The following is a 15,484-nucleotide window of genomic DNA, read 5'->3' as shown; positions in this document are numbered from 1 at the left end:
CTGTTATGCAGGATGCTTCAGATAGAACCTGAATGGATCATACTACGAACAATCCGATGCTTCTGCTGAAGAATTCAATGGACTAAGCCTCCTTTCTTTTTGCTTTATTAAATTAAGCATATAATAACATTACAAAATTGATTTGTCAATACTATATCTAAATAAATTGATAATTAATTTGTTTAATTTTATATATTTTTTTAATTATCTGAAATTATTTAATTATTGATAAAATAAACAGATCATAAACAATTCCTTTCGGTATACATCATTAATTGTCTTTGGCTTATACTGGCTTTTCAGAGAGAAGGCGGATGGAGGTAGCATATTCTGAGGGGGCCATGGAGGTGATTTTCTTAAATTGCCGTGAAAAATAGTGGATGGAGGTATAGCCCAGACGGTCAGATATCTGGGTCAGATTCATTTGATTATCTCGTATCATTTGCTTGGCAGTATCGATCTTCATCCTGGAAAAGAACTGGATAACCCCGCATTTTTGGGCGTCCCGGAAGATTTTTTGAAGCTGTGAGCGGCCTACCAGGTTATCCTTGCAGATGCGCTCAATGGTAAGCTGCTCGCTGATATGCTCCTGCATATAGCGGACAATTCGGTTGAAGGTGTCGTTGCCGCTGCCGGCCTCAGAAGGTAAAAGCCGATGGGTATTTACAGGCAGGGAATAAGAGAAATACCGCCTGTACAGGTGAATCATAATCTGCTCCAGGTAATGGCTTATAAGCTGCTCCGACCCGAAGGAGGCAGAGGGCTCCAGAAAGATTAGCTGCTCCTGATAAGGGTCGTCTAGACGTCCTGAAAAGGTATTGCGGGCCTCAATGATAATCTGAGCCAGCAGCTCCTTTTCCGTATCCTGTATGTTCATAAGCTGATCTTCAAAGGCCTTCATACACTCCGAGTGACATTCAAAGCCGATCACCACAAGGCTGGGAGAGACCCGGCCATTGGTCAGCACATTGTGAAATTCGTTGGGCTTGTGAAAGAGTATATTGCCTTTTTTGAGAGTCAGCCTTCGATCGCCGGCAATGGCGTCAATTTCTCCGCGATCAACACAAATCAGTTCCCAGAAGTTATGGCTTTCTCCAGGAAAGGAAAAATCGCTCATGTACTGAAAGTAATGAACCGACACGATTTTTTTAATGGAAATACTGTCTTTTAATTCTACGCTTTGATAAGCCATAAGCGTTCACCTTCCTTGCCTTTTTTATGATTATACCACAAAGCATCGAGGGGGTGCGGCAAAATAGAATGTAATTCGTGGAGCCTTATTTTGCTGCATCCCAGACCGGCAGCCATACTAGCCGCTTTGTGTCTAGTATACCATATCTTCCGGTCATGGTATCCCTTCGGGGGCGCACATGGTCCGGTTGGGTGCTTTGACCCGCTTTCGCGTGTCACTGAACCAGCGAGGTATGCCGTCTGGTGATATTATACCTCGAAGACGCCCAATGTTAAATAAGAGAATGAAATCTGCTGCTTACGAGATAAAGGATACAAAAGGAGATATTCCGGCTGTTATGCTTCTAATGCGTTTATAAAAGAACTTAAGACCTGAAAGGTGTATAAAAGTGATATAATAATAAAAAATGGAAGGAGAATATTTGTATACAATTAATAATTTAACCCTTTTGTGCAAAAATAATAATAGATTATCCAAAGAATTAAATGTACATATTTACTATAATTAGGATATAGAAAATGTTCTTGATGAGACAAAAACACAAATAAGGGCAGTGGAAAGTGACTTATGAAAAAACCAGTCCTCTTTCCATCCTTCTGGATTATTCATTTATGCTTTGCAAAGCCCTGTCCAATACAAAATTCAGGCAGGCTTTGTCCCTTAAGAATTGCCCGGCTTTTGGGGGCATTTCAGTTTTTAGCCCGAATTTGACAGGGGTTCGGAAGTAAACTAACTGGTTATCAAGAGGGTAAAAAGGGGGATAGGCTTTTCAGGGGTAAAAACGCCTGGAACCCTTGCTTTCATTGGGGGGGAGGAGCCGATTGGAACAGCAATACTTGACACTGCCCAAATAAAAAAGGAGGAAGTCTTGATGAAAAAAAGGAATGTATGTGCTCTGGCATTGGCAGCGGTGATGGCTGGCTCTCTGACAGCCTGCTCAGGAGGCGGCTCACAGACCGGGGCGGCAGATGCTAAGGCAGAAGCCCCAGCTACCACAGCGGCAGATACCACAGAAGCTTCCAGTGGAGAGACCAAAGGACTGGTATACTGGTCTATGTGGGAGTCAACGGAGCCCCAGGGCCAGGTAATCAAGGAAGCAGTTGACAAATTTACGGCAGACACAGGTATTACGGTGGATCTTCAGTTTAAAGGACGTACTGGCATTAGAGAAGGACTTCAGCCTGCTCTGGACGCAGGAACCAATATCGATCTGTTTGATGAGGATATTGACCGTGTAAACAGCACCTGGGGCTCCTATCTGATGGATTTGGAGGAGCTGGCCAAAGGTGCCGGCTATGAGGCTACGGCCAACGCGTCTTTGATGGCGGCCTGCCGGGAAGTAGGGGGCGGAACCCTTAAATCCATTCCGTATCAGCCTAATGTATTTGCGTTTTTCTATAACAAGGATATCTTTGATGAGGCAGGAATTACATCCGTTCCCACTACCTGGGCTGAGCTGGATGCGGCCTGCCAGAAAATTAAGGATGCGGGATATACGCCGATTACCAGCGATGACGCTTATGTTCTGTGCCTTTTCGGACACCACATGTGCAGAATCAACGGGTATGAGGCAACCTCTGATATTGTAAAAAATAACAAGTGGGATGATCCTTCTGTGATGGAGACTGCCAAAGCCTATGAGGAGTTTGCCAAGAAGGGATATTTCTCTGAAAATATCGCTTCCAATGTGTTTCCGGCAGGCCAGAATCAGGAACTGGCAATGGGGACAGCGGCTATGTACCTTAATGGCTCCTGGCTGCCTAACGAAGTAAAGAACATGGCAGGCGATGATTTCCGGTGGGGCTGCTTTAGCTACCCGGCAGTTGAGGGAGGAAAGGACGGCACAGAGGCGTCCAATTTCGGAGCTCAGGTATTGGCGATTAATAAAAATTCTCAGAATGCAGAGGCTGCGTTCCAGCTGATCACCTATATTACCAAGGGCGAGTTTGACAAGAAGCTTTCGGAGGAATCTCTGGGAATCCCCTCTGATACAACAAATACAGAGTGGCCGTCACAGCTGGCAGATGTAAAGCCTGTCCTTGAGAGTCTTAAAACCCGCTACCCCTGGGCAGCCGGAGCAGAGGATAATGTGGATATGACTCCTATTATTAAGGAGAACATGATGAAGCTTTGCAGCGGCACTATCACAGCCGGCGAGTTTGTGGCAAATCTGAAGGCAGCGGGAAACTAAATTTTGGGCGTTTTAGAGGTGGCATCGTTTCGCGCTGCCACCTTTTTTACATCCAATACCATGCCGGGAAGGCATGTTCAGCAAGTAAGGAGGCACAGGTGTGAAAAAAAACAAAGGTATGATTATTGTATTTATGACACCGGCAGTGGTAATGTTTATTCTGATATTCCTGTACCCCATTATCAGAACGATTTTAATGAGCTTCTTTAAAATTGAAGGCATCACGGACCCTATGTCAAAATGGACCTTTACCGGCATTGAAAATTATACAAGGCTGGCAAATACCACCTTGTTCCGCATCTCTATGTGGAATTTGGCTCGTATCTGGTTTGTGGGCGGTATTATTGTTATGTCCCTGGCTCTTTTGTTTGCGGTGATTATTACCAGCGGTATTCGGTTCAAAAGTTTTTTCAGGGCCATGATTTATCTGCCCAATATTGTAAGTGCGGTAGCCCTGGCTACCATGTGGCTGCAATATGTATACAGCCCTAAGTATGGCCTGCTAAAGTCGTTTTTTTCAAAGCTGGGCCTGGATGCTCTGGCAAAGATTCAGTGGCTGGATAATGACCATAAGTTTATGGCTCTTCTTGTGGCTTACTGCTTCGGTATGGTAGGCTACCATATGCTGATTTTTTCCAGTGGAATTGAGCGGATCAGCGACGAATACTATGAGGCGGCAACTCTGGATGGAGCCAACAAATTCCGCCAGTTCCGTTATATTACACTGCCTCTGCTAAAGGGTGTGTTCAGAACGAATGTTACCATGTGGAGCGTGACAAGCGTAGGCTTTTTCGTATGGTCCCAGCTGTTTTCAACGGTAACGGCTGATACCCAGACCATCACGCCGATGGTTTACATGTATATGCAGATTTTTGGAGCTGGCAATAGCGTTACGGAACGAAATGCCGGTATCGGCGCAGCTGTGGGCGTTATGCTGAGCGTATGCGTGGTAGCTGTTTTCTGGCTCTGTAACCACCTGCTAAAAGACAAGGATTTGGAATTCTAGAAAGGGGGCATGAAATGGCTGGATTATTTAGAAAAAAAGAAAGGAAATACAGAGAGCCCTTCCGATTGAAGAAGGAGCTAAAGCTGGCGCCTGGGTATTTGGCGCTTACTCTCTGGATTTTATTCACCTGTCTGTTATTAGGATGGGTACTTATGGCAAGCTTCTCTACCACAAAGGAAATTTTTGCGGATAAGCTGCTGGACAGCGGATTTCATTTTGAAAATTATGTAAAGGCCTGGGTTAACTCCAATGTATCTACAATTTTCTTTAACTCTCTTCTTTACTCTATTGTGTCCTGCACTCTGTTAATTGTAATCTGTGCGCCGGCAGCCTATGCCTTGTCACGCTTTGATTTTGTTTGTAATAAGCTGATTCAGACAGGGCTGGTTGCCTCCATGGGCGTTCCTGTGGTCATGATTGTCCTGCCGCTCTTTGCCATTGTAGCAGGTCTGAATATTCTTAACAATGTGACTGCCAATATGGGAACTCTTATATTCCTTTATGTGGGTATCAACGTGCCCTATACAACCATTTTTCTGACCACCTTTTTTGCCAATCTTTCCAGGGCGTTTGAGGAGGCGGCTGCCATTGACGGGTGTCCGCCTGTAAAGACCTTCTGGCTGATTATGCTCCCTATGGCCCAGCCGGGAATTGTAACTGTGACCATTTTTAACTTTATTAATATTTGGAATGAATACTTTATATCTTTAATATTCGGCAACTCGGACAGAGTGCGTCCTGTAGCGGTCGGGCTTTATTCGATGATCAATTCCATGAAGTATACGGGGGACTGGGCCGGTATGTTTGCAGCTGTAGTTATCGTTTTCCTGCCAACCTTTATTCTGTACCTCTTCCTTTCTGAGAAGATTATTGCGGGCGTTACAGGCGGCGGGGTGAAAGGATAAAATAAAAACATAATATTAAGTGGAAACGAGGTAAAATGACATGGGTAAAAAGCCGGTTTTGGTGATAATGGCGGCTGGTATGGGCAGCCGTTATGGTGGTTTAAAGCAGATAGACCCCATTGACGAGTTCGGAAATATTATTATAGATTTTTCGATCTTTGATGCAAAGGAGGCAGGCTTTGAGAAGGTGCTTTTTATCATCAAGAAGTCCATTGAGGCAGAATTTAAGTCTCATATCGGTAACCGCATCAGCAAACAGATAGAGGTGGAGTATGTATATCAAGAGCTGGATAAGCTTCCGGCAGACTTTTCTGTTCCGGCAGGAAGAGTAAAACCCTGGGGTACGGCCCATGCGGTGCTTTGCTGCAGTCAGCTGATCGATGGACCCTTTGCGGTTATTAATGCAGATGATTACTACGGAAAGGAGGCCTTTCGCATGATTTATGACCAGCTGATGAAGTCGGAGGATCAGGAGCGGTATCAGTACACTATGATAGGCTATCAGCTGTATAATACACTTACGGAAAACGGGCATGTGGCCAGAGGCGTTTGCTCAGTGGACGAAAGCGGACATCTGAAGGATATCCATGAGCGCACCAGGATTGAGAAGCACGGAGACGTGGCGGAATATACGGAGGACGACGGGGCCAGTTGGACCAGGCTGGAGGAGGACACCATCGTGTCCATGAATATGTGGGGCTTTACAAAAAGCATTATAGGAGAGCTGGAAAAAAGATTCAGCGCCTTTTTAAAGGAAAATCTTCCAGTGAACCCGCTAAAGTGCGAGTACTTTTTGCCCTATGTAGTAGATGAACTGTTAAAAGCCGGAAAGGCAGAGGTTACAGTGCGAAAAAGCGTGGATCGCTGGTACGGAGTAACCTATAAGGAGGATAAGGCGGTGGTGGTAAATGCCATCCGGGAATTGAAGGACAGGGGATTGTATCCCCGGAAACTTTGGGAGGACTAAAGGATGGGAGACAGGGATACATGTATTTGGAAGGAAGCCTCAGAGGCATTTGCTACTGAGGGAGAGGTGGTAAGTTGCCAGCGGTACGGAAGCGGTCATATCAATGACACCTTTAAGCTGGTGTGCGGCCGCCCCTATATTCTGCAGAGAATGAACACAGGCATTTTTAAGGACCCTGTTTCTCTTATGAGAAATATTCAGGGAGTAACCTCCTTTTTAAGACGGGAAGTTATAAAAAATGGAGGAGATCCCGATCGGGAGACGCTGAATCTGATCAATACGAAGGCGGGAAACCATTTTTATGTAGACAGTAAAGGGGATTACTGGAGAATGTACCTCTTTATTGAGCATGCCACCTGCTATAATCTGGTAGAAAAGCCTGAGGACTTTTATCAGAGCGGGAAGGCCTTCGGACATTTTCAGAGGCTGCTGGCAGATTATCCGGCTAAGGAGCTGGCTGAGACCATACCAGGCTTTCATGATACGCCCAGGCGGTTTTCTACCTTTAAAGAGGTTGTGGAGAGAGATATATGCGGCCGGGCCAGTGAGGTTCAAAGGGAGATTCAGTTTGTTATGGACAGGAGCGCAGACATGGGCCTTGCCATGGATATGCTCCGGGAAGGCAGGCTTCCCCTGCGGGTGACTCACAATGATACAAAACTAAATAACATAATGATTGACGACGCCACCGGCGAGGCCATCTGTATCATTGATCTGGACACGGTTATGCCGGGACTATCCATCTTTGATTTTGGAGATTCCATCCGCTTTGGGGCCAACACGGCTGAGGAGGATGAACGGGATCTGAGCAAGGTAGCTCTGTCCCTTCCTCTGTTTGAAACATATACAAAGGGCTTTTTAGAGGGATGTGCAGGAAGCCTGACAGAGCATGAGGTGAACATGCTGCCTCAGGGCGCCCGTCTGATGACGTTGGAATGTGGAATGAGGTTTCTGACGGATTATCTGGAGGGAGATGTATATTTTAAGACAGCTAGGGAGAGGCACAATCTGGATCGCTGCAGAACCCAGTTTAAGCTTGTAGAGGATATGGAGAAGAAATGGAATGAGATGGAGGAAATTGTCAGGGCATTTTTATAGCCGTCTCTGTATATGATTCCTGAATACAGCCTGTCCTTACAGGGAGTTATAAGGCATAGATAGGAAAAGAGATGGCATTAGGTTCTTTTTGCCTTTCAAATAATAGTGCAGCAGCCGGCTTCATCCTGAGAAGGATTAAGACCGGCTGTTTTGCGCTGATACCAAGCGGTATGCTGCTGTAGGATTTTCTTAAATTTCTATTGCAGGCTCTCCTTACAGAATCTTTATGCTGGTTTACACAGATTTTACAAAAACTATACCATACCTTGCTTTCAGCTCATGTAAATCTTTTGTATACTCCATCTTGTAACAGGTGAAAAGAAAATAGAAAGCGTACAGATAGACTGGCGCCAATGAATTTGGAGGCAATGTATTATGAGAATGAACAGCAAGAAGGTAATAGCACTTATGAGCTCCCTTGTTCTGGCTGTGGGAGCGGTAGCAGGATGTAACGGAAAGGCAGCAAAGACAACAGAACCAGACTCTGGAGCGGAGGCAGCAGGCGATACGGAGGCCATGGATACGACAGCAGCCACAGCAGAGACGGCGGCAGGCTTAAGCGGTTCCATCAGCATGGTAGGCTCCACCTCTATGGAGAAGCTTGCAAATGCATTGAGCGAAGCATTTATGGAAAAATACCCTAATGTAACGGTAACGGCTGAGTTTGTGGGCTCTGGTGCAGGAATCGAGGCAGTAAGCAACGGAACTGCGGATATTGGTAATTCTTCCAGAAACTTAAAGGATGAGGAGAAGGCCAAGGGTGTGGCAGAGAATATTGTAGCAATCGACGGTATCGCGGTAGTGGTTGACAAGGCAAATGCAGTAGAGGATCTGACAAAGCAGCAGCTGTCGGATATTTATTCAGGAGCCGTAACTAACTGGAAGGATGTGGGAGGAAGCGATGCTCCGATTGTGGTCATTGGCCGTGAGGCTGGCTCCGGTACAAGAAGCGCCTTTGAGGAGCTGTTAAGCCTTGAGGACGCCTGTAAGTACAGCAATGAGCTGGACAGTACAGGGGCAGTTATGGCTAAGGTTGCATCTACTCCAGGCTCCATCGGTTATGTATCGCTGGATGTGGTGGATGACAGCGTAAAGGCTCTGAAGCTGGAGGGGGCTGAGCCTACGGAGGAAGCGATCAAGGCAGGCAGCTACTTTTTAAGCCGTCCCTTCGTAATGGCAACCAAGGGAGAAATCAGCCAGCAGAATGAACTGGTTAAGGCTATGTTTGACTTTATCAGCTCTGATGAGGGAACTGAAATTGTCCGCTCGGTAGGTCTGATTACAGTAGACTAATAGAGAGATAGAAAGGAGACTTTCCTGCATGACTACGGAAACCTTTTCCATACGTTCCCATCATGGCAGCAAGTCTGCCGTTGAAAAAGCTGCACAGGTAATCTTTACTGTCTGCGGCTTTTTCGCCGTGTTAGCTGTTGCTTCTATTACATTGTATATGCTCATCAGCGGTACGCCCGCACTATTTAAAGTAGGTATTGGGGATATTCTGTTTCAGACGGTGTGGCAGCCGACGGCAGCGGAACCCAGCTTTGGTATTCTTTACGTTATTTTGACCTCTATTGTAGGCACCTTCCTGGCCATCCTAATCGGGGTGCCAATCGGGGTAATGACGGCTGTTTTTTTGGCAGAAGTTGCTCCTCCAAGGCTTTGCGGCATGGTTCGCCCTGCAGTGGAGCTGTTGGCTGGGATTCCCTCTGTCATATACGGCCTTTTGGGTATTCTGATTCTGAATCCGCTGATGTATAAGCTGGAGCTGATTCTTTTTAAGGGCTCTGAAACCCACCAGTTTACAGGCGGAGCGAATCTCATATCAGCGGTGCTGGTACTGGCCCTGATGATTCTGCCTACGGTAATCAATATCAGCGAGTCCTCTCTCAGAGCCGTTCCAGCTCATTTAAAGAGCGCCTCCTTGGCGTTGGGAGCCACTAAGATTCAGACGATTTTTCATGTGATTGTGCCTGCTGCCAGATCGGGTATTATTACGGCTGTGGTTCTGGGCACCGGCCGCGCCATTGGAGAGGCTATGGCCATCAGCCTTGTATCGGGAAGCTCCGTTAATATTCCTTTTCCATTTAACTCTGTACGCTTCCTTACTACAGCTATCGTTTCAGAGATGGGCTACGCTTCAGGGCTTCACAGACAGGTGCTCTTTACCATTGGTTTGGTACTATTTGCCTTTATCATGTTTATTAATATCAGCCTGACCAGAATATTAAAGAAAGGAGATAAAAAAAATGACAAGTGATATGGCAGTTTCCATTCACGGCGATTCTGATCCAAGGGACAGCATTTACGGAAGACGTGTAAGACCCTCTGATGTACTTCTTACAGGCATTATCTATGGGTGTGCGGGCCTTTCCATTCTCCTTCTGGCAGGCATTTTGGGCTATGCCTTTGTCCGGGGCCTTCCCCATGTGACATGGTCCTTCTTGAGCACTGCCTCCAGCGCTACAAAGGGTACCTATGGTATCCTGGGAAATATTATTAACACCCTATACATTGTGGTAATCACCTTGTTAATCGCAACCCCTTTGGGAATCGGCTCTGCCGTATATCTGAATGAGTATGCGAAGCCGGGGCGGGCGGTGCGTCTGATTGAATTTACCACAGAGACTCTTTCCGGCATCCCGTCTATTATATTTGGTCTTTTCGGTATGGTGTTTTTTGGAAATACTCTGGGCCTGGGCTATTCTATCTTGACAGGTGCGCTGACATTGACACTTATGATTTTGCCGCTGATTACAAGGACGACTCAGGAGGCGCTAAAGACTGTGCCTGACAGCTACCGCCACGGCGCTTTGGGAATCGGAGCTACGAAGTGGTATATGATTCGTACAATTCTTCTGCCCAGCGCTATGCCTGGTATACTCACGGGAGTGATTCTGGCAATCGGGCGTATCGTAGGAGAGTCGGCAGCGCTCTTGTTTACCGCAGGAAGCGGATACTACCTGCCCAGAAATCTGTTTTCTAAGATTTTTGAGTCAGGCGGCACATTGACCATTCAGCTGTATCTGTTTATGCAGAAGGCGAAGTATAATGAGGCCTTTGGAGTGGCTGTGGTGCTTTTGGTAATAGTTCTTGGAATCAACGGGCTGGCAAAGTATCTGTCCTATAAATTGAATGTAGAAACCAACGCCTGAGAAAAAGAGAGGAAATAATCAGTGGAAACCAAAACAAAGATTTCAACCCAGGGCCTGAATTTGTACTATGGCGAAAATCATGCTTTAAAAGATATTACTATGGATTTATATGAAAATAAAATTACTGCGTTCATCGGACCCTCCGGCTGCGGAAAGTCAACCTATCTTAAGACCTTAAACCGCATGAACGATCTGGTGCCAGGCGTAAGGATAGAGGGAACCGTTCTGCTGGACAATGAGGATATTTACTCCCCTCAGGTAGACACAACGCTTCTGAGAAAGAAAATCGGCATGGTTTTCCAGCAGCCCAATCCCTTCCCTATGAGCATCTATGATAACGTAGCATATGGCCCAAGGATTCACGGTATTAAGAACAAAGGACAGCTGGATGAGATTGTGGAGCGAAGCTTAAGGGGCGCGGCATTATGGGATGAGGTGTCAGACCGCTTAAAGAAGTCTGCCCTGGGGCTTTCCGGCGGACAGCAGCAGCGTCTGTGCATTGCCAGGGCTTTGGCGGTAGAGCCGGAGGTTCTTTTGATGGATGAGCCTACCTCTGCTTTGGATCCTATCTCAACACTGAAGATAGAGGATTTGATGGATGATTTAAAGAGCAGGTATACGGTGGCCATCGTAACTCACAATATGCAGCAGGCGACCCGTATCGCAGATTATACGGCGTTCTTTCTGGTGGGAGAGGTAGTAGAGTATGCTACCACCGATGAGCTGTTTACGATGCCGGGGGATAAGAGGACGGAAGATTATATAACGGGCCGGTTTGGCTAATCAAATATTGAAAGAGGTTTGGAATGAGCGTACGTGTTACTTATGAGCATGAGCTGGAAGCGTTAAAAAAGGATTTGAAGGAAATGGCCCATGCGGTGGAGGCTGCAATAGAGCAGACCTTTGCAGCCTTCGAGGATCAGAACTATGTGATGGCGGAGGATGTCATTAAGGGAGACAGAACTGTCAATGATATGGAGCGGGCGATTGAAGCCAGATGCTTGTCTCTGATACTGCGTCAGCAGCCGGTAGCAGGAGATTTGCGCCAGGTGTCCACCGCCCTTAAGGTGGTTACGGATTTGGAGCGTATCGGGGATCATGCTTCGGATATTGCGGAGCTGATACTGAGAACCAAGAGCAAGCACGCATACCACATCGTTAAGCATCTTCCTGTGATGGCATCTGCCGCTCAGAAGATGGTTCATGATGCAATAGAAGCCTTTATCCGCCAGGATGTGGACGCTGCCCTGGAGATTATACAAAAAGATGATGAGGTGGATGCCCTGTTCAACCAGGTAAAAACTGATGTGGTGGAGCTTCTTAAGACCTCTCCTGACCAGGTGGATCAGGGAATTGATCTTTTGATGATTGCCAAGTACCTGGAACGCATCGGAGACCATGCAGTGAATGTGTGTGAATGGACGCAGTTTTCTAAGACAGGGGCCCTGAAGAATGTAAGGATTATATAAGAAAGCGTTGAGCCTATATGCAGGAGGCAGAAACAGGCTGCCATGTAAAAAAGGATGAGTAAAAACACGGTTCCAGATAGTTTTGATAACGCTTGGAACCGTGTTTTATAATGCACTATTTTCGCAAGGGCCGATTACGCCGCCTTTACAGACAACAGGCAAAGCCGGTGATGGAGCTTCCTGCTTCAACTGCTTTTCTGCTGTCTGAGACTCTATTTATGGAATACCTAGAAAGGCAGTTTATGTTTTAGAAAGGAGACAAATCACTCGCCAAATACAGCCTTGTAATCTGCCTGGAATTTCTCAATTCCCTGATCAGTCAGAGGATGCTTTGTCATCTGCTCAATGACGCCGTAGGGTACGGTAGCGATGTCAGCGCCGGCCTTAGCGCAGTCGATGACATGGATCGGGTTACGGACGCTTGCTGCGATAATCTCGGTCTGTATATTGTGCATCTGAAAGATCTCTGTAATATCGCAGATCAGGTCGATGCCCGGCGTGGAGATATCATCCAGACGTCCCAGGAATGGGGACACGTATGCAGCGCCTGCTCTTGCGGCAAGCAGCGCCTGCGCGGCGGAGAAGATGAGCGTTACATTGGTTTTGATACCCTCGGCGCTCAGAACCTTAACTGCCTTTAGCCCCTCTACAGTCATAGGAATCTTAACTACCATGTTGGGATGAATGGCTGCAATTTCACGGCCTTCCTGAATCATGCCTTCTGCGTCGGTTGTGGTTGCCTTAACCTCTCCGCTGATAGGACCGTCTACGATGGAGGTAATTTCCCTGATGACCTCGCCAAAATCTCTGCCTTCCTTTGCGATGAGGGACGGATTGGTGGTAACGCCGCAGATAACGCCCATATCATTGGCTTTTCTGATATCTTCTACATTCGCTGTGTCAACAAAAAATTTCATGATAAATCCTCCTGTGTTCTCTGGGACGGGGAATTGCCTCGCCCTGCTTTTTATACTCTCTAAGTGTATTATAGCCTATATTACCGTAATGTCAAGCAAAAAAACGCATGAAATTGCGATAATATGCGATAAATTAAGAAAAATATATAGAATTAAAATAGGAAGCATGCAATTTATGAAAGATTTAACGCAAACTCGTGCAGACGTGCCTTGGCTAGATGAAATCCAGTCCCCGGTTTCTGTAATCTGCCGCCATTTCTCCTGACACAGATTCGTCTGTGACAAGGGTGGTGAAAGCTTCAATGCCGCATACATGGTATCTGGAGACCGTATTCAGCTTAATGGGATTTACCAGGGCAATAACCCGCCTGGAGGATTGAATCAGCTGGCTCTTAACACTGACCTCATCGGGATAGGGGATGGTCATGCCATACTCCGGGTGTATGGCGTACACGCCCATGAAGCAGAGGTCCGGGTGGTAGAGAGCTGCCTGCCGGGCTGCTGTTTCTCCCACGTTGGTCATAGAGTCCTTAAGAAGCCGGCCTCCCAGCACAATCACATCCACCTGCTCCTTCATAGAACAGGCGTGGGCAATAGAATAGCTGTTGGTAAGAACGGTCAGCCGGATATGGTTGGGAATGTTCTTGGCAAAGTGGAGATTAAAGCTGCTGCCGTCTATGGCTACCAGCTGCTCCGGCTTAAGAAAGGTAAGAGCTTTCTCGGCCAGACGCTGCTTTAATTCCACATCAGCGCTCTCACGGTCAAAATAGCTGATGACCGGGCGCTCCAGAGGGATGGCTCCTCCGAATACCCGTTTTACCTGACCCCTCTGATCCAGATCCAGAAGATCCCTGCGGATGGTGTCCTCTGATACATTCAGCTCTACAGCTAGTTTGCTTACGACCACCTTTCCAGAGGTGTGAAGGCGATTCAATATAAGTGTTTGCCGTTCCTCTTTTAACATGCTTCTTCTCCTGTTCATGATGTCCTTTCCTTAATTATAATCAATTTTCCGGCCCAGGGCAAGAGGGTTACACTGGCCCATTGGACTTTACAGGCTTACAGGAATTGGTTATAATAGGATGCAGAGGCTGGGAGCCCAGGGAAAGACGAAGGAGAGAAAAATGAAGAGATTAGAGGAATATGTAAGAAGTATCCCAGATTTTCCGGAACCGGGAATTATATTCAGGGATGTGACCAGTATTCTGCAGGACGCAGATGGCCTTCATCTGGCTGTGGACAGACTGATTGATATGGTAAAGGATCTGGATTATGATGTAGTGGTGGGGCCGGAATCCAGAGGCTTTATCTTCGGAGTGCCGGTGGCTTATGTACAGCATAAGAGTTTTGTTCCTGTCCGCAAGAAGGGAAAGCTTCCCTGCGAGACGATTTCCACCCAGTACGCTCTGGAATACGGCACAGCCGAGATCGAAATGCACAGAGATTCTATAAAGCCCGGACAGAAGGTGGTAATCGTCGATGACCTGATCGCTACCGGAGGAACCACAGAAGCCATGATTAAGCTGATTGAGCAGCTGGGTGGCACTGTGGTAAAGGTTTGCTTCGTAATGGAGCTTCAGGGCCTGAAGGGCCGTGAGAGGCTGAAGGGCTATGAGGTAGAATCAGCAATTATGTATGAGGGAAATTAACCGCCTTTGATTGCTTTATGACAATATAGCTCCCTTTTACCTTAGATTCTATATGCTCTGCGTCTGGCTGCGGGGCATCCTTTTGATTGGAGGCAGCAGCGTGCCGGCAGTAGTACGAGGCGGAGGCAGCTCCCTGAAAGAAATCGAATGAATATTTAATTAATTATGTGATATAAAAATATGCCAAAAACAATCCGAGCGATTGACATAAGAAAATGTCCTACTTATAATGGTATTAATATAAGTGTTAATATAGCGTTAAAAATTATTACTATTTTGAGGAGGATGATAAAATGGAGCTAAAAGGAAGTCAGACAGAACAAAATTTAAAAACGGCCTTCAGCGGAGAGTCTATGGCACGAAATAAGTATACTTTTTTTGCGGAGAAGGCCAGGAAGGAAAACCATGGAGAGGTAGCAGAGCTTTTTGAAAGGATGGCCAAGAACGAATCCATCCATGGAAAGCTTCTCTATAAAACCTTCAGCGGCGGCATTGGGGACAGCGCGGCTAATCTTAAGGAGGCTATGAACGGAGAATTTGGGGAGTGGTCCTCCATGTATCCGGATTTTGCAAAAAAGGCGGAGGAAGAGGGCTTTACTGAGATTGCGGAGCTGTTCAGAAAAATCGCTTCTGTTGAACGGGATCATGAGCACCGTTTTCTGATGGCTCTTGCGGAACTGGCAAAGGGCAGCCAGAAGCAGGAGGTACAGGAACCGACTCCGCGTACAGTTACAGTTCAGGGCTACCGCTGCATGTTCTGCGGAGCGACCTACGAGAAGCGAGAGGATGTCTGCAGCTTATGCGGAGCCATTGGTTCCTTTGAGCCGACCCAGATACAGAAGCAAAACAGGTAGCCGGATCTGCGGTTAAGAAAGAAAACGCTCTGGACAGAATGCTGTGTGCTGACTGCCAGGAAAATACTGGAGTATGAAAAA

15 protein-coding genes are annotated in these 15,484 nt (G+C 46.7%); 12 read left to right on the top strand and 3 right to left on the bottom strand.

The annotated features are described in order from the left end of the window. Positions 1–286 precede the first annotated feature (286 nt). Positions 287–1,192 (bottom strand): AraC family transcriptional regulator, encoded by a 906-nt coding sequence (locus FYJ39_RS11700; RefSeq protein ID WP_154472642.1) that lies wholly within the window; start codon positions 1,190–1,192, stop codon positions 287–289. An 871-nt stretch (positions 1,193–2,063) separates the two neighbouring features. On the opposite strand from FYJ39_RS11700, the gene FYJ39_RS11695 reads away from it, so the two are divergent. The 10 genes from FYJ39_RS11695 to phoU all read left to right on the top strand — a co-directional run bounded on the left by FYJ39_RS11695 (position 2,064) and on the right by phoU (position 11,983). Continuing rightward, positions 2,064–3,383, top strand: coding sequence for an ABC transporter substrate-binding protein (locus FYJ39_RS11695; RefSeq protein WP_154472641.1), 1,320 nt, complete (start codon positions 2,064–2,066; stop codon positions 3,381–3,383). A gap of 100 nt (positions 3,384–3,483) precedes the next feature. Next, entirely contained in the window at positions 3,484–4,389 is a 906-nt protein-coding gene (locus FYJ39_RS11690; RefSeq protein WP_178258415.1) for a carbohydrate ABC transporter permease, read from the top strand. Between the two features lie 14 nt (positions 4,390–4,403). Beyond that, entirely contained in the window at positions 4,404–5,294 is an 891-nt protein-coding gene (locus tag FYJ39_RS11685) for a carbohydrate ABC transporter permease (protein WP_154472640.1), read from the top strand. A gap of 40 nt (positions 5,295–5,334) precedes the next feature. Then, complete coding sequence (locus tag FYJ39_RS11680) at positions 5,335–6,261, top strand: nucleotidyltransferase family protein (RefSeq protein ID WP_154472639.1); 927 nt, start codon at positions 5,335–5,337, stop codon at positions 6,259–6,261. Positions 6,262–6,264: 3 nt separating this feature from the next. After that, complete coding sequence (locus tag FYJ39_RS11675) at positions 6,265–7,359, top strand: phosphotransferase enzyme family protein (protein WP_154472638.1); 1,095 nt, start codon at positions 6,265–6,267, stop codon at positions 7,357–7,359. A 375-nt stretch (positions 7,360–7,734) separates the two neighbouring features. Then, entirely contained in the window at positions 7,735–8,652 is a 918-nt protein-coding gene (locus FYJ39_RS11670; protein WP_154472637.1) for a phosphate ABC transporter substrate-binding protein, read from the top strand. Positions 8,653–8,680: 28 nt separating this feature from the next. After that, the gene (gene pstC / locus FYJ39_RS11665; RefSeq protein ID WP_154472636.1) at positions 8,681–9,619 is read left to right on the top strand and encodes a phosphate ABC transporter permease subunit PstC; all 939 of its coding nucleotides are present in this window, start codon (positions 8,681–8,683) and stop codon (positions 9,617–9,619) included. Beyond that, complete coding sequence (pstA, locus tag FYJ39_RS11660; RefSeq protein WP_154472635.1) at positions 9,609–10,514, top strand: phosphate ABC transporter permease PstA; 906 nt, start codon at positions 9,609–9,611, stop codon at positions 10,512–10,514. Before pstC ends, pstA begins: the two co-directional genes overlap by 11 nt. A 21-nt stretch (positions 10,515–10,535) precedes the next feature. Continuing rightward, the gene (pstB, locus tag FYJ39_RS11655) at positions 10,536–11,297 is read left to right on the top strand and encodes a phosphate ABC transporter ATP-binding protein PstB (RefSeq protein WP_178258411.1); all 762 of its coding nucleotides are present in this window, start codon (positions 10,536–10,538) and stop codon (positions 11,295–11,297) included. 23 nt (positions 11,298–11,320) lie between these two features. After that, the gene (phoU, locus tag FYJ39_RS11650) at positions 11,321–11,983 is read left to right on the top strand and encodes a phosphate signaling complex protein PhoU (protein ID WP_154472634.1); all 663 of its coding nucleotides are present in this window, start codon (positions 11,321–11,323) and stop codon (positions 11,981–11,983) included. Positions 11,984–12,246: 263 nt separating this feature from the next. Here the strand turns inward: phoU and fsa are convergent, their stop codons facing one another. Together fsa and FYJ39_RS11640 are read right to left on the bottom strand one after the other, a co-directional pair. Then, positions 12,247–12,900 (bottom strand): fructose-6-phosphate aldolase, encoded by a 654-nt coding sequence (fsa, locus tag FYJ39_RS11645; protein ID WP_154472633.1) that lies wholly within the window; start codon positions 12,898–12,900, stop codon positions 12,247–12,249. Positions 12,901–13,114: 214 nt separating this feature from the next. Continuing rightward, on the bottom strand, positions 13,115–13,864 hold the full coding sequence (locus tag FYJ39_RS11640; protein WP_154472632.1) for a DeoR/GlpR family DNA-binding transcription regulator: 750 nt from the start codon (positions 13,862–13,864) through the stop codon (positions 13,115–13,117). Positions 13,865–14,024: 160 nt separating this feature from the next. On the opposite strand from FYJ39_RS11640, the gene FYJ39_RS11635 reads away from it, so the two are divergent. Together FYJ39_RS11635 and FYJ39_RS11630 are read left to right on the top strand one after the other, a co-directional pair. Next, a complete protein-coding gene (locus FYJ39_RS11635) occupies positions 14,025–14,549 on the top strand; it encodes an adenine phosphoribosyltransferase (RefSeq protein WP_154472631.1) in 525 nt (174 codons plus the stop codon). 293 nt (positions 14,550–14,842) lie between these two features. Then, positions 14,843–15,403, top strand: a complete 561-nt coding sequence (locus FYJ39_RS11630; protein WP_154472630.1) for a rubrerythrin family protein — start codon at positions 14,843–14,845, stop codon at positions 15,401–15,403. Positions 15,404–15,484 lie beyond the last annotated feature (81 nt).

The sequence above is a fragment of the Clostridium porci genome (assembly GCF_009696375.1).
Lineage (GTDB): Bacteria > Bacillota > Clostridia > Lachnospirales > Lachnospiraceae > Enterocloster > Enterocloster porci.
This window is presented reverse-complemented; position numbering and strand designations above follow the sequence as displayed.

Excerpts from the sequence above, each read along its gene's own strand:
- fsa (WP_154472633.1), bottom strand. The coding sequence starts at position 12,900 with ATGAAATTTTTTGTTGACACAGCGAATGTAGAAGATATCAGAAAAGCC.
- FYJ39_RS11685 (WP_154472640.1), top strand. The coding sequence starts at position 4,404 with ATGGCTGGATTATTTAGAAAAAAAGAAAGGAAATACAGAGAGCCCTTC.
- FYJ39_RS11675 (WP_154472638.1), top strand. The coding sequence starts at position 6,265 with ATGGGAGACAGGGATACATGTATTTGGAAGGAAGCCTCAGAGGCATTT.
- FYJ39_RS11635 (WP_154472631.1), top strand. The coding sequence starts at position 14,025 with ATGAAGAGATTAGAGGAATATGTAAGAAGTATCCCAGATTTTCCGGAA.
- FYJ39_RS11680 (WP_154472639.1), top strand. The coding sequence starts at position 5,335 with ATGGGTAAAAAGCCGGTTTTGGTGATAATGGCGGCTGGTATGGGCAGC.
- FYJ39_RS11630 (WP_154472630.1), top strand. The coding sequence starts at position 14,843 with ATGGAGCTAAAAGGAAGTCAGACAGAACAAAATTTAAAAACGGCCTTC.
- pstC (WP_154472636.1), top strand. The coding sequence starts at position 8,681 with ATGACTACGGAAACCTTTTCCATACGTTCCCATCATGGCAGCAAGTCT.
- pstA (WP_154472635.1), top strand. The coding sequence starts at position 9,609 with ATGACAAGTGATATGGCAGTTTCCATTCACGGCGATTCTGATCCAAGG.
- FYJ39_RS11670 (WP_154472637.1), top strand. The coding sequence starts at position 7,735 with ATGAGAATGAACAGCAAGAAGGTAATAGCACTTATGAGCTCCCTTGTT.
- FYJ39_RS11695 (WP_154472641.1), top strand. The coding sequence starts at position 2,064 with ATGAAAAAAAGGAATGTATGTGCTCTGGCATTGGCAGCGGTGATGGCT.
- FYJ39_RS11640 (WP_154472632.1), bottom strand. The coding sequence starts at position 13,864 with ATGTTAAAAGAGGAACGGCAAACACTTATATTGAATCGCCTTCACACC.
- FYJ39_RS11700 (WP_154472642.1), bottom strand. The coding sequence starts at position 1,192 with ATGGCTTATCAAAGCGTAGAATTAAAAGACAGTATTTCCATTAAAAAA.
- phoU (WP_154472634.1), top strand. The coding sequence starts at position 11,321 with ATGAGCGTACGTGTTACTTATGAGCATGAGCTGGAAGCGTTAAAAAAG.